The organism is Dactylosporangium sp. CA-152071, assembly GCF_050936335.1.
Lineage (GTDB): Bacteria > Actinomycetota > Actinomycetes > Mycobacteriales > Micromonosporaceae > Dactylosporangium > Dactylosporangium maewongense.
Genome location: NZ_JBNJMZ010000001.1, coordinates 6,396,132 through 6,421,693, shown reverse-complemented (window position 1 = coordinate 6,421,693; position 25,562 = coordinate 6,396,132). Strand labels below are relative to the sequence as shown.

Sequence of the window (25,562 nt, the reverse complement as noted above, 5' to 3'; positions counted from 1 at the left end):
CCCAGGCGGCGGGCGGCGGCGTCAGCGGTGGATGTCCAGGTGCTCCTGGAGCTGCCGCGCGAAGCCTTCGGCGGTGTCGAGCTGGTCGCGCAGCGCCTGCACCCTGGCCCTGGCCGCGTCACGGAAGACAGTCAGCCGGTCGAGCAGGACGACCCGCCGCTCAGCATCCGCGGTCCGCGACAGGGCGTCGAGGAGGTCCAGCAGGTCACGCATCTCGTCGAGGGTGAAGCCGAGCGGTTTCATGCGTTTGACGACGGCGAGCCGGTCGAGGTCGGGCTGCGTGTAGAAGCGGAACCCGCCGTCGCTGCGAGCGGAGGGCACGGTCAGGCCGACTTCCTCGTAGTGGCGGATGGTGCGGATGCTCAGCCCGACCCGCTCCGCCGCCTCGCCGATCTGCATGTGTCGTCCGGTCATCGGCCCAGTGTCCATCAGTGCCCCACCTTGAGCCGCCCGGCGAGCGTGTCGTGCATGCGGGCGCTGGGCTCGTTGAGGCCGACGATCTCCACCGTCTTGCCACGGGCGGCGTACCTGGTGCTGATCGCGTCCAGGGCGGCGACCGAGGACGCGTCCCAGATGTGCGCCTCGGCCAGGTCGATCACGATCCGGTCAGGGTCGCCGGCGTAGTCGAACTGCCCGACGAGGTCGTTGCTGGAGGCGAAGAACAGCTCGCCGTGCACGGCGTACACCTGCGTGCGTCCGTCGCGACCGGGGCGGCTGGTCACGGTCGCGAGGTGCGCGACCCGGCGGGCGAAGATCACCATCGCGGTAAGAACGCCGAGGACCACGCCGACGGCGAGGTTGTGGGTGACGAGGGTGCCGCCGACGGTGGTGGCCATGACGATCGTCTCGCCCCACGGCATCCGCTTGAGGGTGGCCGGGGCGATGCTGTGCCAGTCGAACGTCGACACCGACACAACGATCATGACGGCGACGAGCGCGGCCATCGGGATGACCGCGACCACGTCGCCGAGCGCGACGACGAGGATCAGCAGGAACACCCCGGCCGGGAACGTCGACAGCCGGGTCCGGGCGCCGGACGCCTTCACGTTGATCATCGTCTGGCCGATCATGGCGCAGCCTGTACCGTGCCAAAATTCGTCGCACAGGGCCTGAGCTGCTGTTTCGCGACAGTGGCGCAGGATGGGAGGCATGTTGGTTCGGCGCCCTCTGCTGAGCCACCTCGGAATTCGCGACAGAGCACGCGTCGACGAGCTCGTGCAGGCCGCCAAGGCATCAAAGCAGCGGCAGCAGTGGTGGGACCACAAGCGCTACGCTGGAATGCTGACGCCGGCGATGAAGCAGTGGTTCAGCTACGAGGCCGAAGCCAGCTCCATGCGGCTCTTCTACTCCGCGTATTTTCCGGGGTTCCTGCAGACCCCGGAATTCGCGCGTGTTCTACTTGAGTTCTTCGTCGACGACCTCACACAAGACGAGATCGCGGCGCGCATCGAGACGCGGACCCAGCGTCGACAGGTCCTTGAGCAGCGAAGAGGCCGACCCAACGTCCATCTGCTGCTCGACGAGTCAGTGCTTCGCCGGACCCTCGGCCTTCCGGAAGTGCTGGGCCGCCAGTTGTCCGCCGTGCTCGACGTCATCAACGAGGGCTGGCTGACGATTCGCGTCGCACCATTCACCGTCTTCAACATCGCCATCGGAAACTGGGATCTTTTCTATCTCGGCTCCGAGGATCTCGACCATGCGGTTCTCTACCGCGAGAACGCCACCCGGGACGAAATCATCGACGACGCCGTCAGTCTGCAGCGGCATCTTGTCCAATGGGACAAGATCTGGCACGCGTCGTATGACGAGACCCACAGCAAGGAAATGATCGAGAGTCGCGCCCACGAACTCCTCGCCATTCATAACTCCCCAGGACGCGAACCTGCGGGATAGGGCACCTCAAGCCTGAGGTGTCGACTCCTTTTCCGAGAGGAAAGAAGTATAGTGCAGCCTACTGTGGCGCCACTTGTGTGGCGCAGAAGCCAGGCGTGTGCCAGCTCGGCATGCGTCGAGGTCGCAGAACACTCGAGCTCATTCTTCGTCCGCGATTCGAAGAATGCCGCAGGCTCGGTGCTGACCTTTGACCGGGCGGAGTGGGGCGCTTTCATCACCGGCATCAAGACCGGCGCGCTCACGACGTCCGTTTGACATAACGAATGGTGAGGTTGAGTGCGACGAACGTTCAAGACGCCGCAGCGCCCAACCTCACCGGCTCATTCGATTCGCCCCTCACGCACCGCCCCGATGAACGATGCCCAATCGTCGGCGCCGAATCCCAGGCGAGGGCCTTCAGGATTCTTCGAATCGCGGACCAGAAAGCGGTCCTCGGCCCGCGCCACCTCGACGCAGGCGGCACTTGCGCAGGACCGGCTCTTCCGCCAGGTCAGCCCGTTCACACCGTCGGCCACAGGGTGTACCGTGCCAAAATTCGTCGCACAGGGCCTGAGCTGCTGTTTCGCGACAGTGGCGCAGGATGGGAGGCATGTTGGTTCGGCTGTTGTACCTGAGTGCGGTGCGGGTGTTCGGCTGGTTGCCGCAGGCCACGCGGAGCGAGTCAGCGATGGTCGCCGAGTTGCTGGTGCTGCGCCACGAGGTGGCCGTGTTACGGCGGCAGGTCGGTCGGCCGCGCCTGTCGTGGCCGGAACGGGCGGTGTTGTCGGCACTGGTCCGGGCGCTACCGCGGGAACTGTGGAAGCATCGGATCGTCACCCCGGCCACCCTGCTGGCCTGGCACCGCCGGCTGGTCTGCCGGCATTGGACCTACCCGAACCGGCCCGGACGACCACCGATCAGCGACGACCTCCGTGACCTGGTCCTGTGCCTGGCCCGGGAGAACCCCGGCTGGGGACACCGGCGCATCCAAGGTGAACTCGTCGGCCTCGGCCACTGGGTCGGTGCCGGCACCGTCCGCCGCATCCTTGCCCGATCGAGGGTCGGCCCGGCCCCTCGCGAGATCGACACCAGCTGGCGGACGTTCCTGCGCGCGCAGGCGTCCGGGCTGCTGGCGACCGACTTCTTCCACCTCGACACCATCACGCTGCGGCGGTTGTACGTGCTGTTCGTCATGGAGATCACGACCCGGCGGGTGCACATCCTCGGCGTCACCGAACGCCCGACCGCTGCCTGGACCACCCAGCAGGCCCGGAATCTGGTGATAGACCTCGGTGACCGTCTGACACGGTTCCGGTTCCTGATCCGCGACCGGGACGCCAAGTTCACCGCGTCTTTCGACGCCGTGTTCGCCGCCGAAGGCATCGACGTGGTGAAGATTCCACCGCGCACGCCAAGGGCGAACGCGTTCGCGGAACGCTTCGTGCGTAGCGTCCGAGCGGAGTGCACCGACCGTGTATTGATCTACGACGAACAGCATGCCCGTGCGGTGTTACGCGACTATGAGGACCACTTCGACCGGCACCGGCCACACCAGAGCCTGGATCAGCATCCACCCGACCACGACCCCGGCGTGGTCATCGCGATCGACAAGCCGATCCGGAGACGCCGCGTCCTGGGCGGCGTGATCAACGAGTATTACCGGGCCGCCTGATCGCTAACAAATCCTCAGCTCACGCCTAAAACGCAGTTTTGGCACGGTACAGGGATTTTCGGCAAGCGCAGCGCTGCCACAGCCCGTCCGGCACGATCCACGGCGGCTGTTCACCACGCCTCACGGCCGAATATGTTAGATCATCATCCTCCACAAAGGACGGAAGACCCTCGATCAACTTTGTTAGGACCTCCAAATCCACATGTCTCACAAGATATATGAATCAGACGTCCTCTCAGAACCTTACGAACGTGCCATCGAGGTCAACGGCTAGCCCGTGCCGGGCAGCCCACGCCTAATTGGATCTCCTCCGGTACAGCGTGACGGTCACAAACACCCCAGCGAACGCTACAGCAATCACGGCGGCGGCCCACCAAGGCAGCCCTGGAACGAGCAGCAAAGCGAAAAACGACAGCGGCGCAACCACCGTAGCGTCGACTACAGGATGCTCAGCCGACCAGCGCCGAACCCGTGACATGGATAGCGCGTAGGCGCTGAGCAGCACCCCGTAAACCAGGAAGGCCAGCGCGCCCAACACCGGCCCTCGTCGGTCGGACATCTCGAAACCCACGAGGCCGGCGAATGCCACGGCGCCAGTGAAGCGCAGGGCCGGCCAGGTCTGGCCAGCGGACCGCACGAATTTGATGAGAGGGGCCACGCCAACATCATGACGAAAAGTCGGTCGTTCCGCATCTGCCGGGCACGGGGTATGCCAAGAATATTTGGTTCGATTGGGCATCGGCGGGGTCAGGTGCGCTCGACGATCAGACACCCTCAGGCGACCTTCGAAGACGAGGTCGTCGCGGGCCAGGAACGGCACGACCTCGGCCCAGGCGTTCCCCCACGGCCTGACGCTCGCTGGGACCCCGTCGCCCCGGCGCCCCACGTTCCTGCGGACTCGGGAACCGATGCTCAACATCGACTACGGCCTGCCTGCTGCAGACCGGTTGGGCGCTATGGCGATGGTGTCGCGGTGCTGGCCGGCGGCGATGCCGCACGAGTTGGGCCGCAGGTGCACCACACAGGTCTGTCCTACGGTCCTGGACCACACGGTGTTGATCGCGGCGGGCAACCGAGGGCCGCTACAGGCGGCCATCAGCACATCCTCGGCACCGCGGTTCTTCAGCTCGGTGCACACTCTGGCCGACCAGACTAGCGAGTGATCGGCACCCGCCAAAATATCACGGATACCAATCACTCGCTGTCATTCAATCAACCTTGAGCACCACTCGCGTGGGAGCGCAGCTGCAAGGGGAATTCATCGCACTTTGTGGTTTCTCCCTCGATGGAAAATCTGCAGGAGCGACCAGGCTACGACCGCTCCGAGTGGCACCGCGCTGATCACAATCGCGACCTTCCGCGACACGCCGACGATGCCGAGAACGCAGCCGAGAACGAATTCTACTACGAGGGTCACGGCGACAACGAGGTAAACCTTCGCAGGGATTGCGCCGGCTAATTGAGGCTTGCTCATCCGATCGCCTCCTAAATCAGGTCAGCACGAGAACCAGTCTCTGCAAGCGGGCCACCATCCGTTCCGTTTCCACAACCGACCGACACCGTAGCCTGTACCGGCCACGACACCGATCGTTACACCGATGGCTGCCCCGACCGCCCCTCCCGCGACACAGCCAGGGATGCCGGCCGGAATTCCTCCGACGATACAGCCGACGGCGGTACCGATCCCGAAGCCAGCAGTGGCAAAGACTGCAATCTCATTAAGGACATACTCGAGATCATCCTGAGAAGGAGGACTTTTCTTCTGAGTTGGTCCGTAGTAAAAGCAGCCGATGAAGCTGCAGCCGCTCGACGATCCGCCCGAACCGGCAAGGGCAGCAGTGTTCATGGCAGGGGGCTGCTGGTTCTGTGCGCGGAACTGGGCCTCTCTGTTCTCGTAGGCCTGACAGGCAGCAGCCGTCATACCGGCGCAGTTCTGTTCGTGGACGGTCTTGCCGGGCTTCGACTTAAGCGGTTTGCCGCGGTAGCAGTTGCCGTTGCCGCCGCAAATCTTCTTGTTCTGGGCTGAGTGTTTCTTGTCCACGCCGCTGCCCCAGAAGGGGTTGCCGTGCGAGTAGTCCTCTTTGGTGCCGCCGAGGCCCTGGCCGCAGTCTTCCGGGCCGGAACAGGTCCGTAGACCGGTCGGGTCGCTGTTGGTGACGGGGTTCGCCGCGGCATACGCGTATCCGTTGACCTGTAGCGGGTCGTTGTAGTCGGTGATCGGGTCGTCGGAGATGAATCGGCCGGTCAGCGGTTCGTACTCGCGGGCGCCCAGGTGAGTGAGGCCGGTCGCGTCCCGGGTGCCGCCGACGAAGCCCTTGGTGTTGGGCCAGGTCGGATCGGTGCCGCGCGGGTTGCCGAACGGGTCGGTCTTGCGCCGGGAGACGGTCTGGCTGACCGCGTCGATGGCGAGTTGTCCGCTGCCGTGGTGGTCCGCGGCGACCCAGGTCAGTCCGGCCGGGGTGCGGCTGGCGACGCCGTAGTAGCGGGTGCAGGTGACCGTGCTGCCGACCTTGCGCAGCTCGTACCCGGGCAGGTACACCGTCGCCCCAGCAGGGTCCTTCGCGACGAGGCGGGTGCCGTTGGAGTCGTAGATGTAGCTGCTGGCGCCGGTGCTGTCGGTGACGGTGGCGAGGTGGCCTTCGTTGTCCCAGGTCAGGGTCTGGCCGGGCTTGCCGGTGATGTTGCGGGTCTGCATGTTGCCGGCGGCATCGTAGGTGTAGCTGTCGGTGCCGGTGCTGCCGCCGGTGGCGGTCACGCTGGTGAGCGTGTGCCGCTTGCCCGACGTTGGGTAGGTGTAGGTGCGGGTGGTGTCGGTGCCGCCGCCGATGGCGTGGCGGAGCTCCTGGGTGCGGTTGCCGCTGTTGTAGTTGCTGGTGCCGGTGGCGTACTGGTAGCTGGTCCAGTACGCGTCGGGTCCGCCGATCACCGCTGCGGAGGGACTGGCCTGGCAGGTCACTGCGGTCGTGGTCCACGCTTCGGTCAGTTCGCGCAGCGCGTCGTAGCCGAAGCACTGGTTGGACACGACCGACCCAGCGAGGGTTTCGGTGATGTTCTTGACGTTGCCGACGGCGTCGTAGCCGTAGCCTTCGGCGAGGCGCTCTATCCACGTGTTCGGGCTCGCGGAATTCTCGGTCTCGGTCTTGGCGCTGGTGAGCCAGCCAGTCGCGTCGTCGATGACGGTGGTCTGCCGGACCCGCTTCGAACCTGAGCCGTAGATCTGCTGGTACGGGTCGCCGAAGGCGTAGTAGGTCGTGCCGGCGATGTACGTCTCCAGCCCGCTCAACGTCAACGTTTTGCCGGTGTCGTCGTAGGTGCTGGTCAACGTCTCAGCGGGCAGACTGCCGGCCGCCGGGTAGGTGATCGTGGCCGCGGACCCGTCGACCGTGTAGGTCATCGAGGTGGTGTACGAGCCGCTCGGCAGCCACGGCATGCTGAGGCTGGCTGGGATCACCGTGGTGATACCCAGCGGCCGGTAGCCGTCGTCGTAGCCGGTGACGGTGCTGGTGAAGCTGTCCGTGTCGACATACCGGGTGGACGAGGTCAGCTGCCCCTTGGCCACGGAGTCATACGTCCACGAAACCCGCTTGAACCCGGTCGTTCCGATGCCGTCATACAGCCCGGTGGTGCGGCCGAGGGCGTCGTAGGCAGTTGTGAGGCTGATGTTGCGGGCGTCGGTCGTGGTGACCGGGCGGCCGTCTAGGTCGAACGCGACCGTGTTGGTGGTGCCCCGGTCCGGGTCGGTGCTCTGGTCGACCCAGCCGCGCAGGTTGTAGCGGGTGGTCCAGGTGTTGCTCGACTGGTCCTGCACCTGGGTCAGCCGACTGAGCCGGTCGTAGGTGTACGTGGTCGCGTGATAGGTGCCGGTGGCCGTGCCGCTCAAGTACTGGCGCAGTTCTGTCGTCAATCCTCGCGCGTTCGAGAATGACGTGGTCGCGTTGCCACCGTCGGGCGGAAGGACGGTGGTGCGGTCACCGTCGTAGGTGGTGGCCGTCTGCCATTTGAACGTCGGGTTGGTGGTGCCGGCGCCATAGAGGGCGTCGATGGTTTTGCGGCCTGACGTGTCGTAGCTGTACTGATGCTGGCTGAGCGCTGTGTTGTCGGCAACCACCGCGAGCGCATCGGCGGGTCCGCTGGTGTTGTAGGCGACCGAGGACTTGGCGACCAGGCCGCGACCGTTGTATTTGGTGTCGGTGATGATGCGGCCGCCGTTGGCGGTCGGCGCCGGCGACTGGGCCTGGCGTGCTCGCAGCAGCCCGTCGTAGAACTCGTAGCTGCTGATGATGTTGCCGTTCGGGCCGAGCCGCTTGGTCTGCACGGAACTGGCGGGGTTCGGGTATTCCCGGACGTTGTAGATGTATTCGAGACTCGGCGCCAGGTTCGTCGCCCGACCCGGCATCCACACCTGGGTGAGCCGGCCCAGCGGGTCGTAGGCGAGAGTGGTGGTCTTGTTGTTGGCGTCGGTCGTGGTGAGCTGCTGGTTGCGGACACCGTCGACCGTCGTGGTGGACACGTGCCCGAGTGGGTTCGTCGTCGTGGTGCCGGTGACGGCCCCTCCGTACGCCGGGGTGAACCGGATCATCGTTTTGCCGTCGGACGCATCGAAGCTGTCCTGCAGGCGCCCATTGTCGTCGAACTCGGCCCGGCTGGTCTGCTTCCACACCGGTGTGCCGCCGGTGAACGAGTCCAACGCCAGGGTCTTGCTCGCCAGGCCGCGGGTGCCGATGACACCGACCGAAGTGTTGCCGTCGTACAGCGTCTGGTTACCGCCTAGATGGTTCGCAGGTGCCGGGTTGGCAGTACAGTCTGTTTTCAGTTCCTGCGCCTTGTAGTCGATCAGCCAGTTGGTGGTGTTGCGCGCGTAGGTGGTCAACGTGCATACGTTGTCGGTGGCAATGCCCGTGTCACCCAGGTTCTGCTCCGAGGTCGGCTGACCGTAGGTGGTGTCGAAGGTGGTCTGCACGTCGGTGCGCCGCCACGTCGAGGTGGCCGCGATCCAGGTGCGACTTTGCGTCCGTGAGGTCCGCAGGAACTTGGCGGTCTGGATGTTTGGTGCGGCCCACGCGGGGGTCATGGTGCGGGAGGCGGTCTGCTGCTGCCACGGGTCGTTCAATGTGGCTGACAGCAGCTGCGCGCCGACGGCCGGGCCGTCGTAGTGGCGTTCCTCGCGCAGGAATCCGGCCAGGCGGTCGTCGTCGGTGAGCGCTCCGCCTTCGGACGCGGTGATGGTCGCGGTCCGGGTGTAGAGGCCGGCGTCGGTGCGGTCCTTGTCCATGCCGCGCATGTACAGGTACTCGGTGTAGCCGCGGGTGGCAGTGGACGGGCCGTTGGTGACCTGGACGGTGGAGTAGCCGCGCCAGTTTGACCAGGTTCGGTTGGAGACCTTCGAGCCCCACACGCTGTCGTTGTGGTGCCACAACACCGGCGTCGACGAGCCTGCCGTGCTGTACGCGTAGTTGTACACGACGTCGGGGTTGCCGCCAACGAGATCCCTTTCCAGGATCTGTGACACGCGGTACTTGTTCCACCACGACCAACCGGGTTGTGCCAGCGGCGGCGCGTAGTACTGCGGGAAGCAACGCTTGTCGTTGTTGTCCGGGTCTGGCGGCGCGGCGATCGAGCAGTCCGTCTGGTCGTAGGCGATCACGATTTGGCCACCGGTGCCGTTGTTGACCAAGGTCACCCGGTACTTGTTCGTCTGCGGCACACCGGCGGAGACGTTGAAGTCCATTCGGTTCGCGTACGCGGTCCCGCCGAACGTGATCGTGGGCAGCGCCTTGGTACCGCCGACCTTCCCGGTACGCGTGACGCTAGCCAACCACAACGACGGGCTCGTGCCGTCTCCGGTCGACGGATACTGATGCGTCAGCGTCCACTCGTCGACGTCCTGGTAGGCGGTGCTGCCCCTGACCTTCGTCGTCACACCGGTCAGGCGCTTGGTGGTCCAGAACGACGGCGCGATGTTGTTGTTGCACGGCGCCGCGGAGCACTTCAGGTCCCACGGCGTGTCGGGCCAGTTCGCCGTCACCGGGTTCGATCCCGACCAGCACGAAGCCAGGCACCGATCCCCCACCGAGAACACCATCTGCATCGGCGCCGGCGTCGACAGCGACTGATTCTTCCGGGTGCCGTAGTCGATCCGGTTCAGGTACCCAGCCCGGTCATACGCCGCGGTCGCGCCGGGGTTGGCAAACAGGCCGGTGGCGTTGTCCTCCTTCGTGTACCAGTACGACATCGTGTTGCCGTGCGGGTCCTCCACGTAGTCCAGGTTCCACCGCCACGTCTGATAGCACCACGACGCACCGAACGAACCGCTGTTGAAACACGGCTCGTCGCCGCGGTTGGCGAACACCGGAACCCGCAACGCCGAGTTCGTCTCGGTGTTGCCCGCTACCCATCCTGGGATCCGGTTCAGGCCGAAGTAGTACTGGGTGCCGTCCGTCGTCGTGAGCTTCCAGTGCTCACCGTCGTTGTCGCCGTTCGTGGCCCCGGTCAGCAGCTCGAACTTCGAACCGTCGTCGCTGGCCAACCGCCACTTGCCGGTCGCGTCGTCGAGCACCAGTTCGCCGGAGTGGCCGCCAAACACGACGGTGGCGTTCTGCGACCGCCAGCACGAGTCCGACGTGGCGTTGGAGAAGAACGGCGCGTAGCTCGCCGCGGTCTTGCTCGTGTTCAGCCACGCCCGCAGCGTGTCCCCTTCACGGCCGATGATGTCCGTGACACCGTCACCGTCGAAGTCACCCGCCGTGAGCAGGTTGACGGAGTACCAGACGTTGCTGTTGAACACGCTCGCCGCCTTCGACGGCGCACCGGCCGTCGACGTGTTCTTGTGGAAGTACATGTCGGAGCCGTACACCGTCATGATGTCCGGCTTGCTGTCACCGTCGTAGTCCTTCAACGGCAGGAACGTGCCCCAGATCGCCCAGCCAGTCCCCCAGACCGTCGCCGCACCGAGGCTCAGCGTGCCCGTCGCGCCGTTGCCGGGCCACAGGTACAACGCGTCGCCGGACCGGCCGAGAATGTCACGCTTGCCGTTGCCGTCGAAGTCGCCCTCCATGAACGAGTTGACGGACCCCCACCCGGCGCTCAGCAGCGACGACGACACCGAGAAGCTCCCCGGCGTCGACGTGTTTTTGTGAAACCACATCTGCCCCGACGAGTTGACCGCCAGGATGTCGACCTTGCCGTCGTTGTCGTAGTCCGCCATCGGCAGGAACGTGCTGTACCCCGACCAACCCGACCACACCACCGGCGCCGCCGTCGAGAACGTCCCCGGCGTGCTCGTCCCCCGCCAGATGTACAGACTGCCACCAGCCCGACCGACCAGATCCACCTTGCCGTCGGCGTCGAAATCCCCAGCCATGAACGTGTCCACAGTGTTCCAGCCGTTGCTCACGAACTGCGCCGCCGCCGTCGCCGCACCCGCATGAGACGTGTTCCGCCAGAACCACATGTCCGTCCCGGCCACCGCCAACGCGTCGACCTTGCCGTCACCGTCATAGTCCAACGTCGGCAACATCTTGCCGTACCCCGACCAACCCGACGACACATCGATCCGGTTGTTGTAGTCATCCACACACGACCGGAACGACCGCTCAATGTACCCCGGCTCGTAACCCCAACCCTCACCGATCCACGACGTCTGCGCCCCATTCGCATTCGTCCGGCCGTCAACAGCACTCGACGAATACCCCAACGACACATCCGGCACCGGCCCGCCCAGCGCTGGCGGCGCTGCTAGCGGGTACGTCCAGGAGAACTCACCGGACTGCGTCCCCGACTGCCACGACGCCGACTCCGCCAACGGCGTGTGCGAAAAGTCCGGCCCGTCCGCCGACGACGACAACGCCGTCACCGCGAGCACCGTCGGCGACGACGCCACCAACGAGCCCGAACGCGACGCCTCCGCCAGATCCGCCTTCGACGCCGTCACCGCACCCACCGACACGTCCGCCGACAACCGGCCAGTCGCCTTGTCGTTGCGGGTCACCAACGCCGACGCGCGACGGCACGCATCCACCGTCGGGGTGCTCAACGCACACTCCGGAAGCTGCACCAAGCTCAGCCGAGACGACCAGTCGGCGCCGAACGCGTCCCGGAACCCCGAGTAGTCCACCTCCACCGACGCCGAACCGACCGCCGCCGCGTCATCCGCCCACGACATCCGCAGCAGCACGCCCTGCACACCAACCGCCGACGCCGCCGCCCGGTCGAACACCTCGACCTTCAACCGCGACGGCGTGGAACCAGTAGCTTTCGCCTGCGCCGACCGACCCGCCCACACCGGGGATCCACCCGCCCGCGCACGCGCACCCAACGGCGGTGCAGCAATGTCCACCACGGACGAGCCAGCCGCAGGCCACGTCACCGACCGCGGAGACCACGCCGCCGCCGTATCCGTCGGCGAAACCGTCTTCGCCTTCACACCCTGCGCCGACACCGTCGCCGACTTCTGCGCCGGCACGGCCGGCCCGGACGGCGCCGGCGCCGCACGCGCCGGCAACGCCACCAGCAACGCACCAACCAAGACGCCGGTCACCGCAGCAACAGTGACCCGCCGACCAGCAGCCGACGCCGACATGAAGCCTCCCCGTGCGCCGATCCCGCCAGCCGGGCATCGACGAACAGCAAACTACTTGCCGAGACGATCACTGCACAAGGGGTAACATCAACCAATCACTCTGCGCCACATTCACCGACGCGAGCGCACCCCGCACCCTCGACGCGACGTGCATCGCAACCTGATTGGGTCCGTCGCGTTGAGCGTTGCCCTGTCGGGCAGGCTTGGACAGTGAAGCTCTCGAACCGTCGGCGTCCGGTCCTGCCCACCGCGGCCGGCGTTCGCAGGGTTCCGGTTCGCACCCGACGTCATCATGGTCGCCGTCCGGCTGTACCTGCGGTACAACCTCTCCTACCGCGACGTCGAGGAACTCCTGCTCGAGCGGGGTGTCGAGGTCGACCACGTCACCGACGCGGCGCCGACGTACCCGACCGTCCTCGACGAGCTGGTCCCCTCGGCATGGCACCACGTCAAACGGCACGCCAACAACCGGGTAGAAGCAGATCAAGCGAGTAGCCGGGGGGAATCTCACCCCCCGGCCCTCTCAGCCCTGATCCACCGATGGGGTTTCGGTGCTCGGCTGGTCGGTAACGGTATACCCGCCGCCACAGGCTCAAACGTCGAGCAGACCACAAGTCGGCCGATGATCCGCTGCGGCAGTCCCGTGCACCGCACGTGGTGCGGGCGGATGGTAGGTGTCCTTTGCCAGTTGAGTTGAGGCAGCGGTGGGCTTCCGAACCGGGCTGCCTCATTGAAGTGGCAGGCGGCGCGATTCGGTTTGCCGTTGAAGATGCCGACCGAATCGGTGGTCGGTGGCGTGCGACCGGCGGGTGGGGATCAGGCCGGTGGCAGCAGCGCGAGGTCGGCGGCCATCCGTTCGGCAACCCCGACATCGACGTCCGGTCCGTGATCGAATGACCAGACACCGGCCTGCAGGTTCTGCACGGTCTGGGCCAGGCCACGACGGGCGCGGACCACGGCCTCGTCGCTGAGAAGCACCGAGACCCGGCCCTCGCCGACTTCGACGTGTTCCAGAGCGGCACCGATCAGCGTCAGCCCGTCGCCGGCGTTGTCGAGCACGCCGACCGCCTCCCACTTGCCCCGTTCACCGCCCGCGATGGTGTGATGGTTAAGGCTGACACACCGCACCGCTTGGCCGAGGGAAGCAACCAGCCGGCCCACACTGTCCAGATCCAAGATCGCTGGCGGGGTGTCGGCCAGCTCCCGTGCGCCCTGTTCGCCCGCCTGCCGCAACGCTGCCACGAATGCTGCGGGGTCGATGGTGGACAGATAGGACCGCACGACCGTGTCCTCGCGCACCCGCAGCGTGGCGGCCATGTCCCGAACCCGGCCGGCGACCATGTCCTCCACGGCGGCGCGGGACACGTCGATGCCGTGTGTGGCGCACTCGGCCAGGATCTGTTCGACGAGTTGCCGGAACGGTGCACGCTGCCGCACAGTGGCATTCCCCTTCACAGATGGCCGGCCACCGGGGTCGCACGGCGGGGTGGGCCGGGCGAGTGTATCGCTGGCCCGGACAGTCGGCGTGCCACGCACGTCGTGACGCGCCGCAGCCCGTCCGACCCGTACGCATCGTGCGCGCCGCGTGCCGCTGATCCCACCGATGAGCCGGTCGCCGAGGTGTCGGCCTGCGGCTTGGCGGACGTTGCCGTGCTGACGGATGGTGACGGGGTCAGCGTAGGCGCCGGGTGAGCGCACGTGGTAGCAAGGATGCACACCGCGTTCGCCCTGCGGCAACCCGTTACCCTGCTACCGGCCCGTTTGCCGTTGCATCGCCGGACAGCGACGCGACGGTCGCGGCGACCTGGGCGCGGCACACGACGCGTCGGCGCACCTGCCGGTGGTGATCGGCGGCAGGAGAGGCGTGGTGAGGTGCAGTGACGACGTATGCGTGCGACACCCGGTCCGGGTCGCTGCTGGCGGTGTGGGCGGCCGGCGTCGGGCCTTGACCCCTGATCTTGGACACGGGTTTATGCGGCTTGGGTCAGCGTAGCCGGTGCCGGTTGGGTGCTGTTCTCGTACTTGATCGGGGATTGTTGTCCGAGCCGGGAGTGGCGGCGGACGGTGTTGTAGCGGTGCAGCCAGCGGAACGCGGTGAGCCGGGCCTCGCGCTCGTCGGTGAAGGCGCGGCGGCCTTGCAGGGTTTCGCGTTTGAAGGTCGCGTTGAACGACTCGGCGAGGGCGTTGTCGGCGCTGCTGCCGACCTTGCTCATAGATTGGCGGACTCCGGCAGCAGCGCAGGCAGCAGCGAAGCCTTTCGATGTGTATTGGGCGCCGTGATCGGAGTGGAAGATCGCCCCGTCGAGGTCTCCGCGGGTGCGCTGCGCCGCTGCGAGGGCGTCGATGACCAGGTCGGTGCGCATATGGTCGGCGATCGCCCAGCCGGTCAGCCGGCGGGAGTGCAGGTCGATCACGGTGGCCAGGTAGAGGAAGCCGCGCTCGCCGACGGGCAGATACGTGATGTCACCGACGTAGCGCTGGTTGACCGCCGCAGCGGTGAAGTCGCGCCGGATCAGATCTGGGGCCTTCACCGCGGCCGGGTCCGCGATGGTGGTCTGCACCCGCAGGCGCAGCCGCAGGCCCCGGATGCGGTAGCGGCGCATAACCCGGGCGACCTTCTTGTGGTTGACCAGCACGCCGGCATCGTGCAGCTCGGCGGTGACCCTTGGCGCGCCGTAGGTGCCGTCGTGCGCGGCCCGCACCGCCCGGATCCGCACCGCCAGGGCCGCGTCCGCGGCGTCACGAGCGGCCCGATCCGCAGCCGTGGCCTTCCAGTAGTAGAAGCTCGAGCGGGCAACCCCGACGAGCCGGCACAACCGCTTCACGCCGTAGCGCTGCTGGTGGTCGGCGACGAACTGGAAGCGGTTCACCAGCGCGTCTCCCCGGCGAAATACCGGGCCGCCTTCCGCAGGATGTCGCGCTCTTCCTCCAGCTCACGGACCCGCCGCCGCAACGCGGCGTTCTCCTGCTCGACCGTGCCGGCGCTCTGCGGCCTCGCCGACGCCGCCGGACGGTCAGCGCCGCCGCGCCGCTGGTCATCGAGCCGAACCCAGCTACGCAGCGTCTCGCGGTTGACGCCCAGGTCATCGGCGATCTGCGCGATCGTCGCGCCCGGCCGGGATCGGTACAACGCCACCGCGTCAGCCTTGAACTCGACCGGATAGTGCTTGTTCACCATGGTGTTCCAGGACTCCTGATCTCCCCGGACCTCAAGGCCCGTGGTTCAAGTGTCCAAGATCAGGGGGTAACTCCCGTCTTGCCCTCGACCGCGGTCTGCGCAACCACCGCCCCGGTGTGGTGGTCGACCGCTGCGAGGAGGTGGATCTGTGACCCGGCCGGGCCGGACCCGCACAGGGTCTTGCCGTCCGCGGCGTAGGCACGCCGCCGCGACGGCTGGCCGGCGGGTGGGGTGTGCAGGCCCACCAGCCACCGGCTGACGGCAGTGTCGAACGCGTCACTGTCGAGACTGGCCAGCACCCGGCCGATCGTGGTGGCGTCCGGCACGCGGTGGATGCCGGTGAATGGGTCACGGACCAGGCCCAACGCGGCGAGGATCGCGGCTGGTACATCGGCGACCCACTCGCCGATCGCGGCGACCGAGCGGGCACTGGCCAGCACGGCGGCGACGGCGACCGCGAGCAGGCTCGGCAGCGGGTGTATCACACCGCGTGGATCGCGTGGTCGGGCACCCTGGCCAGCGCTTGCAGCAGCGCCCGTGTCTGCATGGGGTCGATCGACACGCCCTGGGTGCGTACGGTGAGGCGATCAATCAGCGATGATGCCGCCACGAGCGCGGTCCTTCTTCTGATCATCCAGCGTAGACAACTGCATGATCACCACGGGGCCGCGCTCGCCGCGTGAGGCCGCCGCAACGGGCGCGGCTATCCCCAACCCGGCGAACCAGTCAAATCCCTACCTTGCAAAGGCCCTGCGGTACAGCCTGACGCCGGATGCTTGAACAAGCGACATGCGTGGCTGCCGCCACACGACCCGCGGCATGTCCGGATGTTCGATGGCGGCCGGCCTCACAGGTCGAGGACGGCTCGGATCTTGGCAAGCTCCTGCTGGCTGTCCGTGGCCATGAAGGTGTACAGGGCGGTCTCGCCCCGGACCGCGATCATGATGCGGGCGGGGCCGGTGAACCGGTACACCGCGTCGCATGGTTGGTTGCCGGCCCAGGCATATGTCGTGGGAAGTTCGAGGTAGCGCTGTCGCAGCGTATCGAGTGCCTGTCTTGGCAAGCGATCGTCGTCCGTGAAGAAGGAGTCCTTGCCGAACGCCTGGGCCGTCCAGACTGACGTCAGAACATAGTTGGAAAAGTGGTCGGCGTACAGCTTCTCGAACGGATCATGACGGTCGGGGTCGATGATCCAGACTGGTGGGTCTTCGTCGACGGTGATCGGCGGTGCTTCTGGTAGGTCAAAGAGCGGTTCGCCGTCGTACCGTGGCGGTCGGAGCCGCACCACCCAGCGCCAGCAGCACTGCGAGTCGGTCTCGGTGACGAGCCGGCCGCCGTCAAGGTAGTCGAGGCCGTCGATCGGGTCACCGAGTCTGGCGGCGCTGACCAGGATGTTGTCGCTGTGGCGCGCGAGCCATTCCACTGCTCCCTGTATCGAGTACCACTCCCGCACAGCGAGCGGCACATGAAGACCCCACTCGCGTTCCAGCGCGTCGATCCAGCCCGACACGACAGGGTCCACCGACGGCCTGAGACCGTTTGTCCGGTATGCGTCAGCATGCCACCACACGGGCGGAGACCTCCTCGAAACAGGTCGCCATGCTTTCACATCGAATGCGCGCACATCGGCACGACAGGAAGCTTCGGTCACTACGATCCAATGACGGTCCGTGACGAGCGCTGGCCGACCCCACCGCGACTGCGCACCAACGGCGGCAGCGGGGTGCAGTGATGGTTGCGTGGGCCGCGGCGAGTCGACCTACTCGGTCGGAGTATGCAGTCGACCGTTTCCTCCACAATGGGTGGCGTGAAGCTGCGCCGGCGCAAGAAGCTGCAGCAGTACCTGATGGAGGCGGCGGGTTGGGCCGATGCCAAGCAGGTGGCTGCTCTGTTGCGGGCTGGCGCCGATCCGAACATGCCCGACCGCTGCGGGAGTACGCCGCTGTACCGGGCCAGCGTGCAGGACATGGCGGACAACGTCCGAGTGTTGCTGGCGGCCGGGGCGGATCCGAACCTGGAAAGCGGTACGGGCGAGGAAGGGCTACCGCTGTGCGGTGCTGCTTGCTGGGGGCACGCCGCCACGGTGCGGGAGCTGTTGGCCGGCGGCGCTGACCCGAACTTGCGGGAGGACGACGGGCGCGGGCACACCGCCGCTGAGTGGGCCGACATCGGCGGGCATCGCAGCACCGTCGAACTCCTGCGCGCCGGCGGCATGACACCCTCGCCGCGACCTACGGAGCACGCCGCAGGATAGGCGTACGGACGGTGACGGCCGCCGCTGGCCCGCTGTGCCGCGCCAGCGGCATGAGCGGACGCCCCCGAGGTTGTCTTCGGGCGTGGGCCTGGGCGACCGGCCCGCGCTGCGCGTGCCGGCGGCGGTCATGAAATCCATACCAGGATCGGCTCGTGGTCGGCTGTGGCGGCGCGGAGCAGCGCGACGAGTCTCGTGGAGGCGTCCTCCAGGTACGACAGAGCCCAGTCTTCGTCCCAGATCGCCGGATAGATGTCGGCTGCGATGAGGTCTGCGGGAGCGTAGTGCTGGGCGAGCGCTGTGAACGGGATGTTGGTGAGGAAGTGGGCTGCTTGCGCCACGTCATCAGCGGTGAACAGGCGGGACGAGTCGTAGGCCATGCATCATCGGTGATCGGTTCACCGCCGCCGATGATGTCGATGGGCGGGTCCAGCTTGGCCAGGAGGTACTGCAGACCGGCCCATGCTGTGTCGGTGTCCATGCCGCGGGACGATGTGTCCTCATCCTCGTTGCGCGTGCCGAGGTCGCTTGCGTACTCGTGGGCGTCGCTTGGCTCCTCGGTAAGCAGTCGACGGAGCTCGACGAGTTCACGCGGCCGCAACCGAGCGTACTGGGTGATCATGCTCATGAACGAGGATCCTGCATCTGTCCCAGGGCTTCGGTGGAACCAGCGCCTCCGCCGGCTTGTTCGAGCACGGGTGCCCCTCTGGTGAAGGGCTGCGCGTCAGCAGCACGATCAGTGGGCTGCCCTCGTCGAGACAGGAAACCTCAGTCACGGTCCGCCGTTGACGGTCTGTGATGAGCGCCGGCCGGTCCAGGGCGCGAACGGCGGCACGACCGGACACCTGATCGGGGCACGCCGCAGTGCCTCGGGCGAGCCGGGCGACCACGGAGTCAGGAGCCCATGGGCCGGAAAAGGAACGCCGAGCGGATCGCTACCGGCGGGGAGTCCAGGCCACCAATGTCGGTAAAGGCCGCAAGCCTGGCCAATGCGGCCTCTGCGGTGCTGACATCACTGACCGACACCCTGATGCCGTTGAAACGGAGCCACGCGTCGGCGGTAATCGGGTCGATCCCGAGACCGTCGAGGTCGCCGGTCAGTGTGGCTCGGACATAGATGTCTCGGTCGCGTTGTTCGAGGATTTCCAGGTCGATCAGGTCGTACTGATGATGTTCGAAGAAGTAGACGCTGGACTCGGCGGGTTCACCGAGGGTCTTGACTGTCTGGCCGGTCATGATGCGCCAACTGGCTGCGGGCAACGGCAGCCAATCGACGTCCAAGAAGATGTCACTGCTGTCGTGCTCTCGGTGCACCTCGGCGAACGGGAACCGGAAACTCCAGGTCAGTGCGGTCGGCAGACCGATGTTCGGGTTGTCGAAGAGCAGGCCGGCCCACGTTCCACCGGGCACCGGCACGAGATCTTGAGAGGTCAGGCCGTCGTCGGTCACCGCGGCACTATTACACGGACGCAGGGCGGCCAGTACCGGAGATGCTGGACCGTAGCTCGTGCTGATGTCCACGCCGACGGACAGTCGGCTATGGCACATTCAAGATCGGGTGCGCGCACATCGGCAGGACCGGAAACCCGACCTCGCCGCTCCAATCACAGACTGTGAGGCCGGTCGGCGACCGCTGCGCACCCGCAGCGCGGCAGATGTGCGCACCGGTTCGTCGGTTGTTCCGGCGCCGACTCCGTGGTCTGCGTTGCGTGGCATCATGGCGGAGTGTCGAGTCCAGTGGAGATCGTCGACTACGACCATGGCTGAGTGGCAGCCTTTGTTGACCTGGGCGCCACGCTTCGCGACGCTCTCGGCGACGTAGCGGTTCGTATCGACCATATTGGCTCGACCGCGGTACCCGGCCTGGCCGCCAAGCCGGTTATCGACGTCCAGGTGTCGGTGCGATCACTCGAACCGGTCGATACGTTCCGAGAAGCGTTGGAGCGGCTCGGGTACATCTACCGGGCCGACAACCCGGAGCGGACGAAGCGCTACTTCAGGGAACCGCCGGGACATCGCCGGACGCATATCCACGTACGTCAGCTCGGAAGCTTCTCCCAGCAGGTCCCGCTGCTCTTCCGCGACTATCTGCGGTCACATCTCCCGGTGGCCGCCGAGTACGCCGACGTGAAGCGCCGATGTGCAGCGCTGTTCCGCCACGACCGGCAGGGCTATGTCGAGGCGAAGGACTCGTTTGTGTGGGAGGTCATCCGTAATGCCGACGCCTGGGCCCAGCGCATCGGCTGGACACCCGGACCGAGCGACGCCTGACAGCGCGTTACCACGATGAGCAGCGCTCCTGGATGCGCGCTCATCGGCAAGAGCGACCGCAGACCACCGCCTGCCATCTCGTCACACGGCCTGACCGGGTCGGCAACCTTGCGCGCATGATCGGCGGCAGAAGCAGCGCAGGCGCGTCTCTGTCAGCCGTGCCAGTAACCTGCCGCCACGAGCATCGCCTGCACAGCGGCAGCGGCGTCGGGAGTGCACTGGACGATGAGGTGGCAGTCCGGATCGGCCGGCAGGCGCAGGGCGGTCTCCGGCGTCGTGACAACGTGTGCCCCGTCGCGGTCGAACCCTGCTGGAACCCGGTTCGGGCTCACCCAGAGCCACGCTTGCTCGCCCAGTCGGGCGCGCAGCTCCCGATAGCCGTGGTTCCAATCGCCCTGGTCCTCGATCTCGTGGCCGCTCACCTCGGCAAGGATCTGGCCGAACGTGTCGAGGCTGATGTCGGCCATCACCCGCATGGCCGTCGTTTCGACCTCGTCCACAAGTCCATCCAGGAACGCGTCGAACGAACCGGCAACCGCCACCTGCTCCTCGGCGTCGACGTCGACGTAGGTGACGGCTGGTTCGGCGCGCGGACCTGCCGTGCGGTAGTCCCAACACAAATCCCAGTGCCCCTCGCCGTCGAACGGCACCAGCAGGCCCGGCTCCGGCGGCACCCACATCTCATCATCCGCATCCGGCGCCTGCCACCACGCACGGCCGGCCGTCACGCCGGGGAAGTTCGGGCCGAGCCCATCCAGCCGCCGGTGCGGCAGCCCGGGCCAGGTCGCCCGCAGATAGCCCCCGTTCTGCGTCTCCAGCATCGCCAGATACGTAGCCGGCAACGTCACCCCAAGCTGCCGCTCCGCAGCACGCACCGCCGCCGACGTGAGCCGAGGCTGCACGTATGGGAGGAACGCCGGCACCTCCCACAACATCGCCGGCTGCCGCACCGTCAACCACTCCTCTGTCACAGCCCAGACACCACCGAAGACCGACACGATAGCCGCAGCTGTCGGCGAGAAACCAGAAACGCCCATGACGCCGGGTAGGCCAGACGCATTGCTGCGCCTGCCCGTTACCGCAAATGGTCGGCAAGACGTGGAACACCGACAGCCCAGCCGAGATCGAACGGCGCCTGCCGCGGCTCCACCAACTGTTCCCGCGCGAACGCTACCTGCGGCCCTAAGCGTGCGCGAGCACGACCGGCGACCCCTCACAGAACGCGAGACCTGCGGCAGATGCGGGCGCGATCCCGACCGGACTGCAAGCCGCGGGACGGATCGCTTCAGATCATGCGCTCGTCCACGATCTCTACGGTCAGATGGGGCCAAGCAGCGAGGGTCAGCCGAACCAGCTCCGGGGCTGACACCAGTCCTGCCGTACTGAGCGCTGCGTCGGCGAGGAAATGCACGGTCGTCCCTGTCGTGTCATTGACGGGAACGGGGAGCAGGTCGGTGACGGGCATGCCGTGTTCGTAGCGTTGGGTCCATGCCCCGTTGCGACAGTGATTGGTGTGGATGAGCCACGCACTGAGTGCCGCGACGACCGACATGCCCCGCCGGGGGCGGTCGTCGGGGAGCCGTTGGGCGTCGGGGAAGTCGAAGTACCGGAGATCCTTGGTCGCCATGACAGGCTTCTTGATCGGCCGGCCCTTCTCGTCGTAGCGGGTATCGGTTCCTCGCCCGTTGTCCGCAACGGACACCGAGCCGTCACTGTGCAGGGTGACAATGCACCGTCCTGCGGCCGTGGTCTCGGCTTCGTCAGCCGTATACGCGATCACCTCAAGGATCAGGTGCACCATGCCGCCGGGAGCAAACCTCGCTGGATGCTGGCGAACCTCGGCCAGGTGCTCGGCATCCACGGTGCTTTCCCAATCATGCGTTGTGTTGCGCCACGGCATCCTTGAGTCGTCCACTCACGAATTGTCCCGGCCAGTCGACCTCACCAACATCCCCGCCCGGGGGCGCACTGTCATCGGCAGATGAGTGCACCGGCTCCGCCGCAGGACACCGGGCGGCGTAGCCGGCGAGGCGGCGTAGCCGCCGGGCAACACCGGGCGGGCACCCGGCCCCCAGCCTGACGCAGGCCCGGCCACCGAGATCGAACCGCGTCTGCCACCCCACCCTGATGGGTCTTCAACAGCCCCGAAATCCACAACCGGTCAGATGCCGCCCACCGGCCGTCACCCGCCGGATCCCTTTTCGGAACGGTGGACCAGGCGGCACAGACCCGCGCCGACCAGCCCGGACCGGTCTGGACGCTTCCGAAACAGCCGATCACTTTCGGAACACTTTGAGTCCACAGTGGACGAATGACGAGAGGCGGTTGATCCACGTTTCCGCAGGTCAACCGCCTCTTGATGGTGCGCGCCCGAAGGGACTCGAACCCCTAACCTTCTGATCCGTAGTCCGCGCGCAGTCGAGTCCAGCTCACAGCCTTGATCAGAGTCGACACGACGGCCCGATTACGTCACAATCACGTAGATCGTCCATCCACTGTGGATCGACTCGCAGCCTGGCAGATCACGACGCGCCGATCACGGCAGACATCCCATGTTTCTGCCTCGTAGCGCCCTCAAAGCGGATGATCGTATGGCGGCATCCCGTCGGCGAACGTGCCGTAGGGAGCACCGCCGGAGGTGTAACCCGCAACGAAGAACGACCTGCCGTCCAGCACGATCCACCACTCGTCGTGGACCGGGAGGGTGGCGCGCCCGCCGGTACGGCAGGGGGTCGTTGGTGGGCGCTGAGCCCACTGCCGCGCCGAGTCAGGCAACGCGACCCCGAGCGCGGTCAGGTCGTCATAGGCCGTGTACTTGTCGACGCCGTACCGCTTGGCGTAGTGCTTCACCGTGACCGCCGCCCCGGAGCGGATCCACGCCTGTGCCGAGTCCCAGCGTTGCCGCTGGCGCATTCGGTGCCGACGCGATTGCATACCCAGATGCTACCGGCCACCGGTGTCCGCCCAACCACACGCTGGACAACGCCGGATCGCATGTCCTGCTCACCCCGACAGTCACCAGCCTGCCGAGCGCTATCGGCCAGATGCGCGCGTCGCCCAGTGTGGCGTCGGTACGTCGGGGCACCGCGAATTTTCGGCGGTCGGCGATCAGTCCGCAGGACCGCCGACGCCGAACATGTCCTCGAGCACCGCTGCGTGCTCGGCGTCGGTCGCGCCCCGCCACACACCAGTCGTCGGATCTTGGACCAGCCACGGCTGGTGCAAGGTGCCCTCCGCCCATTTCAAGAACCAGTCAACGACTGTCATGTGCTGCGGGAACGTGCATGACACGCCGTCCGGGGCCGGATTCGGGTCGCGGCCCCACACCTGGCCGTCGACGAGGTCCAGTTCACTGCTGATACCGCAGCCCCAGTAGCACAGGGTGAGGACACCGTCTCGGCGCCCGCTCCGCGCGTTGGTGCTGCCTGACTGGTGCAGGTCGCGGAGGCCGAGGAGACCGTAGCCAGGGCCGAAACCGCCGTTGCCGACTTCCACGTAGAGCCGGCGCAGCAGCGACGGCAGTGGCTGTCCGATCAGGTCCTCCGCCTCCGCGACCGCGGCAGGCGGTGCCGATCGCAGTGGCGCCAGCGGGCCAGCTGACAGGCCGTCGAAGTACGGACCAGCGGCGATCCGTCGGACTACCGCCTCGAAGGCAAGATCCTCCCTTGACGACACGCCCGCAGCGTAACCGCACGGCACAGCACCACCAAGAGGTGCTTGGTCATCGGCACGTCCACGAGCTGGCGTCCCTCTTGCCATGATCGGTGCGAGCACATCGCGGCTAAATGCGGGCGTCAGCAGGCGTATAGGTGGCGCTTCGGACGTGGGGTACGGCGCGACATGGGTTCTGTCGCTGGGTGCCGGATAATGCCGGTCATGTCGCCTTGGACGCTGACTGCGATCGAGCGCGCTTTCCGCGACGCGTGGGGCGCCGACACCTGCATGCCTGAGGAACTCAAGGCATGGAGCTCGCAGAATCCCGCTCGCGGCCAGTGCGGGCCGACCTCGCTCGTGCTGTGCGAGCTCATCGGCGGCGACTTGATGCGGGCCGACGTGCACCGCGACGGTGTCCGTATCGGGGGCCATTACTGGAACCGGTTGCCGAGCGGGATCGAGATCGATCTGACCCGCCAACAGTTCGGCGCGGACGAGGTGGTCGGCGCCGGTTGGGCGGTGCCACCACCCGCTGACATGCGCCCTGGCCGCTGCGTTGACCAGTGGGAGCTACTACGGGAGCGCGTGTTCGCGGCGCTCGGCGTCGTTCCGATCGATGCGACTACGCCTTCGTCCAGCTGACCGAACCAGTCGTTGAAGCGCCACGTCGCTGAACCCGGCGAAGCCTCGACAACGATGGCGCGAGCACCCTGGCCGAACTTCGCACCGCCACTTCCAGTAGGGCCCTCCGCGCTCGCTCGGCGGCAGATCCGGATGCCTCGCGAACCGCTCGAACGCCGTGTGATCATCGTTTGATGGTCATGGAGCCGATCCCCAGCTACGAGGAGCTGATCTGGCTATTCGAGGCTGAGCCGGTCTATCGGTACGCGGAGGACGAGCGTACGGCCGGCTATGAGTTCGGTTGGCGCGAGCTGTGGCCCTATACCGCCGTGACGTTCCAGACCGCGCGGGCCGGCTACGACATCGAGATGTACATCGAGCCCGGATACGAGGTCGTCCGGCTCCGGCTGCGTGTTGCGCCCGGCGGCGCTGAGCTGCTCGACCTGGATCTTCGGGGCGTCCGCAGCGTCGGGGTCGAGCGCATCCATGGTCGCGAACTGCTCCGTCTGGACTTTCCGGACGACTCGCCGGCATCAACCTTGTGGCTGCGCATGAAGCCGGACGTGGCGGTGCTTTGGTCGTACGACCTCACCAACTGACGCGCCCGCGCGTTATCCGCGGCTACTTGCGTGCGCGAATGCCAGCGCGGCGCTGGCTCAGTTGGCATCAGGTGGCAGCTGCGCACGGTCAGGCTTGTCGGCAGCCGTACTCGGCCGTGCCGCGAAGGCCTTCTCGCGCGCGGCCAGCCGATCGCCCGTCATCCATACCACGACCGCGGCGACGAAAAAGAACCCCATGGCGAACGATGCGAATACGGTCTGTCCCTCCTCGACGGCCCGAAGGTACGTCTCCCGCGGGACCGGCGTCAGGGAGCCGTGGTTGTTCAACACGTACTGCCCTTGCGCGATCTCCGGAGCGCCGGGCGGCAGGGCAGGAGCGCTTGGAGTTCGTGCGATCAGCACCAGGACCACCACAATGAGGGCAACCGCCCCGGCGAACATGACCCGTGTCACGAACGATCGGCGCCGCGCCGAGCCGGCGCCGGCTCCTACCGGTCGGCGTCTCCAGTAGCCTCTGTTGAAGATCATTGCTGTTGCTTGGAGCAGGAAACAAGCGAGAAAAGCGCTGAGCCACACCGGCGTCGGCACCGGATGGAAGCCAGGTCGCAGGATCCAGACCGCAACGCCGGCCGAATACATCGAACCGGCGAGCGCGACCCGCAGCAGCACGGTGTACGCACGCCAGGGCAGGAAGCTCTCGCTCACCCGACCATCATGACCATGGTCCGCTGCCCGGCACATCCACGCATCGGCACGAGCGAGCGCCGCGCTGCGGCTCGACGCACCGGACTCGCCGCTACGAGCCGGACGATCGCCGAGTCGACCGCCGCGCGAGACCTGCGGCAAAGTAGTGCACGTGATGTTGAGGCGAGCGACTTCCCTGAGGAGGACTACGAGCGGAAGTT

Annotated in this window: 25 protein-coding genes and 3 pseudogenes; 9 read left to right on the top strand and 19 right to left on the bottom strand. The window is 66.7% G+C overall.

Going from position 1 to position 25,562, the window contains the following annotated elements; translation table 11 throughout:
- Positions 1 to 21: 21 nt before the first annotated feature.
- Entirely contained in the window at positions 22 to 414 is a 393-nt protein-coding gene (locus ACQEVZ_RS28865) for a MerR family transcriptional regulator (RefSeq protein ID WP_433372147.1), read from the bottom strand.
- A gap of 14 nt (positions 415 to 428) precedes the next feature.
- Positions 429 to 1,079: pseudogene (locus ACQEVZ_RS28860) on the bottom strand (SulP family inorganic anion transporter); the annotation flags it as partial.
- 70 nt (positions 1,080 to 1,149) lie between these two features.
- On the opposite strand from ACQEVZ_RS28860, the gene ACQEVZ_RS28855 reads away from it, so the two are divergent.
- The gene (locus ACQEVZ_RS28855) at positions 1,150 to 1,893 is read left to right on the top strand and encodes a DUF5753 domain-containing protein (RefSeq protein ID WP_433372144.1); all 744 of its coding nucleotides are present in this window, start codon (positions 1,150 to 1,152) and stop codon (positions 1,891 to 1,893) included.
- Positions 1,894 to 1,944: 51 nt separating this feature from the next.
- On the top strand, positions 1,945 to 2,148 hold the full coding sequence (locus ACQEVZ_RS28850) for a DUF397 domain-containing protein (RefSeq protein WP_344501307.1): 204 nt from the start codon (positions 1,945 to 1,947) through the stop codon (positions 2,146 to 2,148).
- Between the two features lie 65 nt (positions 2,149 to 2,213).
- On the opposite strand, the gene ACQEVZ_RS28845 is transcribed toward ACQEVZ_RS28850, so the two are convergent.
- Entirely contained in the window at positions 2,214 to 2,408 is a 195-nt protein-coding gene (locus ACQEVZ_RS28845; protein WP_344501306.1) for a DUF397 domain-containing protein, read from the bottom strand.
- Positions 2,409 to 2,482: 74 nt separating this feature from the next.
- Here ACQEVZ_RS28845 and ACQEVZ_RS28840 point away from each other — a divergent pair, with 74 nt between their 5' ends.
- Positions 2,483 to 3,544 (top strand): integrase core domain-containing protein, encoded by a 1,062-nt coding sequence (locus ACQEVZ_RS28840; protein WP_433372140.1) that lies wholly within the window; start codon positions 2,483 to 2,485, stop codon positions 3,542 to 3,544.
- A 295-nt stretch (positions 3,545 to 3,839) separates the two neighbouring features.
- On the opposite strand, the gene ACQEVZ_RS28835 is transcribed toward ACQEVZ_RS28840, so the two are convergent.
- The 3 genes from ACQEVZ_RS28835 to ACQEVZ_RS28825 form a co-directional block, all read right to left on the bottom strand.
- Complete coding sequence (locus ACQEVZ_RS28835) at positions 3,840 to 4,202, bottom strand: hypothetical protein (protein ID WP_433372137.1); 363 nt, start codon at positions 4,200 to 4,202, stop codon at positions 3,840 to 3,842.
- A 264-nt stretch (positions 4,203 to 4,466) separates the two neighbouring features.
- The gene (locus ACQEVZ_RS28830) at positions 4,467 to 4,742 is read right to left on the bottom strand and encodes a transposase (RefSeq protein WP_433372134.1); all 276 of its coding nucleotides are present in this window, start codon (positions 4,740 to 4,742) and stop codon (positions 4,467 to 4,469) included.
- A gap of 297 nt (positions 4,743 to 5,039) precedes the next feature.
- A complete protein-coding gene (locus ACQEVZ_RS28825; RefSeq protein WP_433372131.1) occupies positions 5,040 to 11,060 on the bottom strand; it encodes an FG-GAP-like repeat-containing protein in 6,021 nt (2,006 codons plus the stop codon).
- A 289-nt stretch (positions 11,061 to 11,349) separates the two neighbouring features.
- Between ACQEVZ_RS28825 and ACQEVZ_RS28820 the strand changes: the two genes are divergently transcribed.
- Positions 11,350 to 11,652 carry a hypothetical protein gene (locus tag ACQEVZ_RS28820; RefSeq protein WP_433372128.1) on the top strand — a complete coding sequence of 101 codons (303 nt, stop codon included), beginning with the start codon at positions 11,350 to 11,352 and terminating at the stop codon, positions 11,650 to 11,652.
- A 762-nt stretch (positions 11,653 to 12,414) separates the two neighbouring features.
- A pseudogene (locus ACQEVZ_RS28815) lies at positions 12,415 to 12,510 on the top strand (IS6 family transposase); the annotation flags it as partial.
- A 428-nt stretch (positions 12,511 to 12,938) separates the two neighbouring features.
- Here the strand turns inward: ACQEVZ_RS28815 and ACQEVZ_RS28810 are convergent.
- The 5 genes from ACQEVZ_RS28810 to ACQEVZ_RS28790 form a co-directional block, all read right to left on the bottom strand.
- A complete protein-coding gene (locus ACQEVZ_RS28810; protein ID WP_433372125.1) occupies positions 12,939 to 13,559 on the bottom strand; it encodes a hypothetical protein in 621 nt (206 codons plus the stop codon).
- Between the two features lie 533 nt (positions 13,560 to 14,092).
- Positions 14,093 to 15,300, bottom strand: a protein-coding gene (locus ACQEVZ_RS28805; RefSeq protein ID WP_433372122.1) for an IS3 family transposase whose coding sequence is annotated in 2 segments (ribosomal slippage) — positions 14,093 to 15,003 and positions 15,003 to 15,300 — 1,209 coding nt in all. Because the reading frame shifts where the segments join, the coding sequence is not laid out codon by codon here.
- Between the two features lie 59 nt (positions 15,301 to 15,359).
- A complete protein-coding gene (locus ACQEVZ_RS28800; protein WP_433372119.1) occupies positions 15,360 to 15,785 on the bottom strand; it encodes a transposase family protein in 426 nt (141 codons plus the stop codon).
- The gene (locus ACQEVZ_RS28795; protein WP_433372116.1) at positions 15,782 to 15,910 is read right to left on the bottom strand and encodes a hypothetical protein; all 129 of its coding nucleotides are present in this window, start codon (positions 15,908 to 15,910) and stop codon (positions 15,782 to 15,784) included. Before ACQEVZ_RS28795 ends, ACQEVZ_RS28800 begins: the two co-directional genes overlap by 4 nt.
- 237 nt (positions 15,911 to 16,147) lie before the next feature.
- Positions 16,148 to 16,810 (bottom strand): hypothetical protein, encoded by a 663-nt coding sequence (locus tag ACQEVZ_RS28790; RefSeq protein ID WP_433362549.1) that lies wholly within the window; start codon positions 16,808 to 16,810, stop codon positions 16,148 to 16,150.
- Between the two features lie 297 nt (positions 16,811 to 17,107).
- Here ACQEVZ_RS28790 and ACQEVZ_RS28785 point away from each other — a divergent pair, with 297 nt between their 5' ends.
- Entirely contained in the window at positions 17,108 to 17,554 is a 447-nt protein-coding gene (locus tag ACQEVZ_RS28785; RefSeq protein WP_433372113.1) for an ankyrin repeat domain-containing protein, read from the top strand.
- A gap of 125 nt (positions 17,555 to 17,679) precedes the next feature.
- Here the strand turns inward: ACQEVZ_RS28785 and ACQEVZ_RS28780 are convergent, their stop codons facing one another.
- The 3 genes and pseudogenes from ACQEVZ_RS28780 to ACQEVZ_RS28770 all read right to left on the bottom strand — a co-directional run bounded on the left by ACQEVZ_RS28780 (position 17,680) and on the right by ACQEVZ_RS28770 (position 19,000).
- Entirely contained in the window at positions 17,680 to 17,931 is a 252-nt protein-coding gene (locus ACQEVZ_RS28780) for a DUF1877 family protein (protein ID WP_433372110.1), read from the bottom strand.
- Positions 17,932 to 17,945: 14 nt separating this feature from the next.
- Positions 17,946 to 18,173, bottom strand: a pseudogene (locus ACQEVZ_RS28775) (DUF1877 family protein); the annotation flags it as partial.
- Positions 18,174 to 18,445: 272 nt separating this feature from the next.
- The gene (locus ACQEVZ_RS28770; RefSeq protein ID WP_433372107.1) at positions 18,446 to 19,000 is read right to left on the bottom strand and encodes a hypothetical protein; all 555 of its coding nucleotides are present in this window, start codon (positions 18,998 to 19,000) and stop codon (positions 18,446 to 18,448) included.
- Positions 19,001 to 19,318: 318 nt separating this feature from the next.
- Between ACQEVZ_RS28770 and ACQEVZ_RS28765 the strand changes: the two genes are divergently transcribed.
- Positions 19,319 to 19,822: a GrpB family protein gene (locus tag ACQEVZ_RS28765; protein ID WP_433372104.1), complete on the top strand. Its 504-nt coding sequence runs from the start codon at positions 19,319 to 19,321 to the stop codon at positions 19,820 to 19,822.
- Between the two features lie 152 nt (positions 19,823 to 19,974).
- Here ACQEVZ_RS28765 and ACQEVZ_RS28760 read toward each other — a convergent pair whose 3' ends face one another.
- The 4 genes from ACQEVZ_RS28760 to ACQEVZ_RS28745 all read right to left on the bottom strand — a co-directional run bounded on the left by ACQEVZ_RS28760 (position 19,975) and on the right by ACQEVZ_RS28745 (position 23,521).
- Positions 19,975 to 20,793, bottom strand: coding sequence for an SMI1/KNR4 family protein (locus ACQEVZ_RS28760; RefSeq protein ID WP_433372101.1), 819 nt, complete (start codon positions 20,791 to 20,793; stop codon positions 19,975 to 19,977).
- A 314-nt stretch (positions 20,794 to 21,107) separates the two neighbouring features.
- A complete protein-coding gene (locus ACQEVZ_RS28755; RefSeq protein WP_433372098.1) occupies positions 21,108 to 21,737 on the bottom strand; it encodes a hypothetical protein in 630 nt (209 codons plus the stop codon).
- Between the two features lie 659 nt (positions 21,738 to 22,396).
- Positions 22,397 to 22,756, bottom strand: a complete 360-nt coding sequence (locus tag ACQEVZ_RS28750) for a hypothetical protein (RefSeq protein ID WP_433372095.1) — start codon at positions 22,754 to 22,756, stop codon at positions 22,397 to 22,399.
- A gap of 174 nt (positions 22,757 to 22,930) precedes the next feature.
- Positions 22,931 to 23,521: a hypothetical protein gene (locus ACQEVZ_RS28745; protein ID WP_433372092.1), complete on the bottom strand. Its 591-nt coding sequence runs from the start codon at positions 23,519 to 23,521 to the stop codon at positions 22,931 to 22,933.
- 177 nt (positions 23,522 to 23,698) lie between these two features.
- Between ACQEVZ_RS28745 and ACQEVZ_RS28740 the strand changes: the two genes are divergently transcribed.
- Together ACQEVZ_RS28740 and ACQEVZ_RS28735 are read left to right on the top strand one after the other, a co-directional pair.
- Positions 23,699 to 24,118 carry a YunG family protein gene (locus ACQEVZ_RS28740; protein WP_433372089.1) on the top strand — a complete coding sequence of 140 codons (420 nt, stop codon included), beginning with the start codon at positions 23,699 to 23,701 and terminating at the stop codon, positions 24,116 to 24,118.
- 173 nt (positions 24,119 to 24,291) lie between these two features.
- Positions 24,292 to 24,696 (top strand): hypothetical protein, encoded by a 405-nt coding sequence (locus tag ACQEVZ_RS28735; RefSeq protein WP_433372086.1) that lies wholly within the window; start codon positions 24,292 to 24,294, stop codon positions 24,694 to 24,696.
- Between the two features lie 57 nt (positions 24,697 to 24,753).
- On the opposite strand, the gene ACQEVZ_RS28730 is transcribed toward ACQEVZ_RS28735, so the two are convergent.
- Positions 24,754 to 25,362 (bottom strand): hypothetical protein, encoded by a 609-nt coding sequence (locus ACQEVZ_RS28730; RefSeq protein ID WP_433372084.1) that lies wholly within the window; start codon positions 25,360 to 25,362, stop codon positions 24,754 to 24,756.
- Positions 25,363 to 25,562: the final 200 nt, after the last annotated feature.

What these genes read in the sequence shown, in the direction of transcription:
- ACQEVZ_RS28865 (WP_433372147.1), bottom strand. Translation starts at nt 414, where the DNA reads ATGACCGGACGACACATGCAGATCGGCGAGGCGGCGGAGCGGGTCGGG.
- ACQEVZ_RS28855 (WP_433372144.1), top strand. Translation starts at nt 1,150, where the DNA reads ATGTTGGTTCGGCGCCCTCTGCTGAGCCACCTCGGAATTCGCGACAGA.
- ACQEVZ_RS28840 (WP_433372140.1), top strand. Translation starts at nt 2,483, where the DNA reads ATGTTGGTTCGGCTGTTGTACCTGAGTGCGGTGCGGGTGTTCGGCTGG.
- ACQEVZ_RS28825 (WP_433372131.1), bottom strand. Translation starts at nt 11,060, where the DNA reads ATGTTGCCGACGTTGGACTATGACGGTGACGGCAAGGTCGACGCGTTG.
- ACQEVZ_RS28780 (WP_433372110.1), bottom strand. Translation starts at nt 17,931, where the DNA reads ATGGCCTACGACTCGTCCCGCCTGTTCACCGCTGATGACGTGGCGCAA.
- ACQEVZ_RS28750 (WP_433372095.1), bottom strand. Translation starts at nt 22,756, where the DNA reads ATGCAATCGCGTCGGCACCGAATGCGCCAGCGGCAACGCTGGGACTCG.
- ACQEVZ_RS28740 (WP_433372089.1), top strand. Translation starts at nt 23,699, where the DNA reads ATGTCGCCTTGGACGCTGACTGCGATCGAGCGCGCTTTCCGCGACGCG.
- ACQEVZ_RS28735 (WP_433372086.1), top strand. Translation starts at nt 24,292, where the DNA reads ATGGTCATGGAGCCGATCCCCAGCTACGAGGAGCTGATCTGGCTATTC.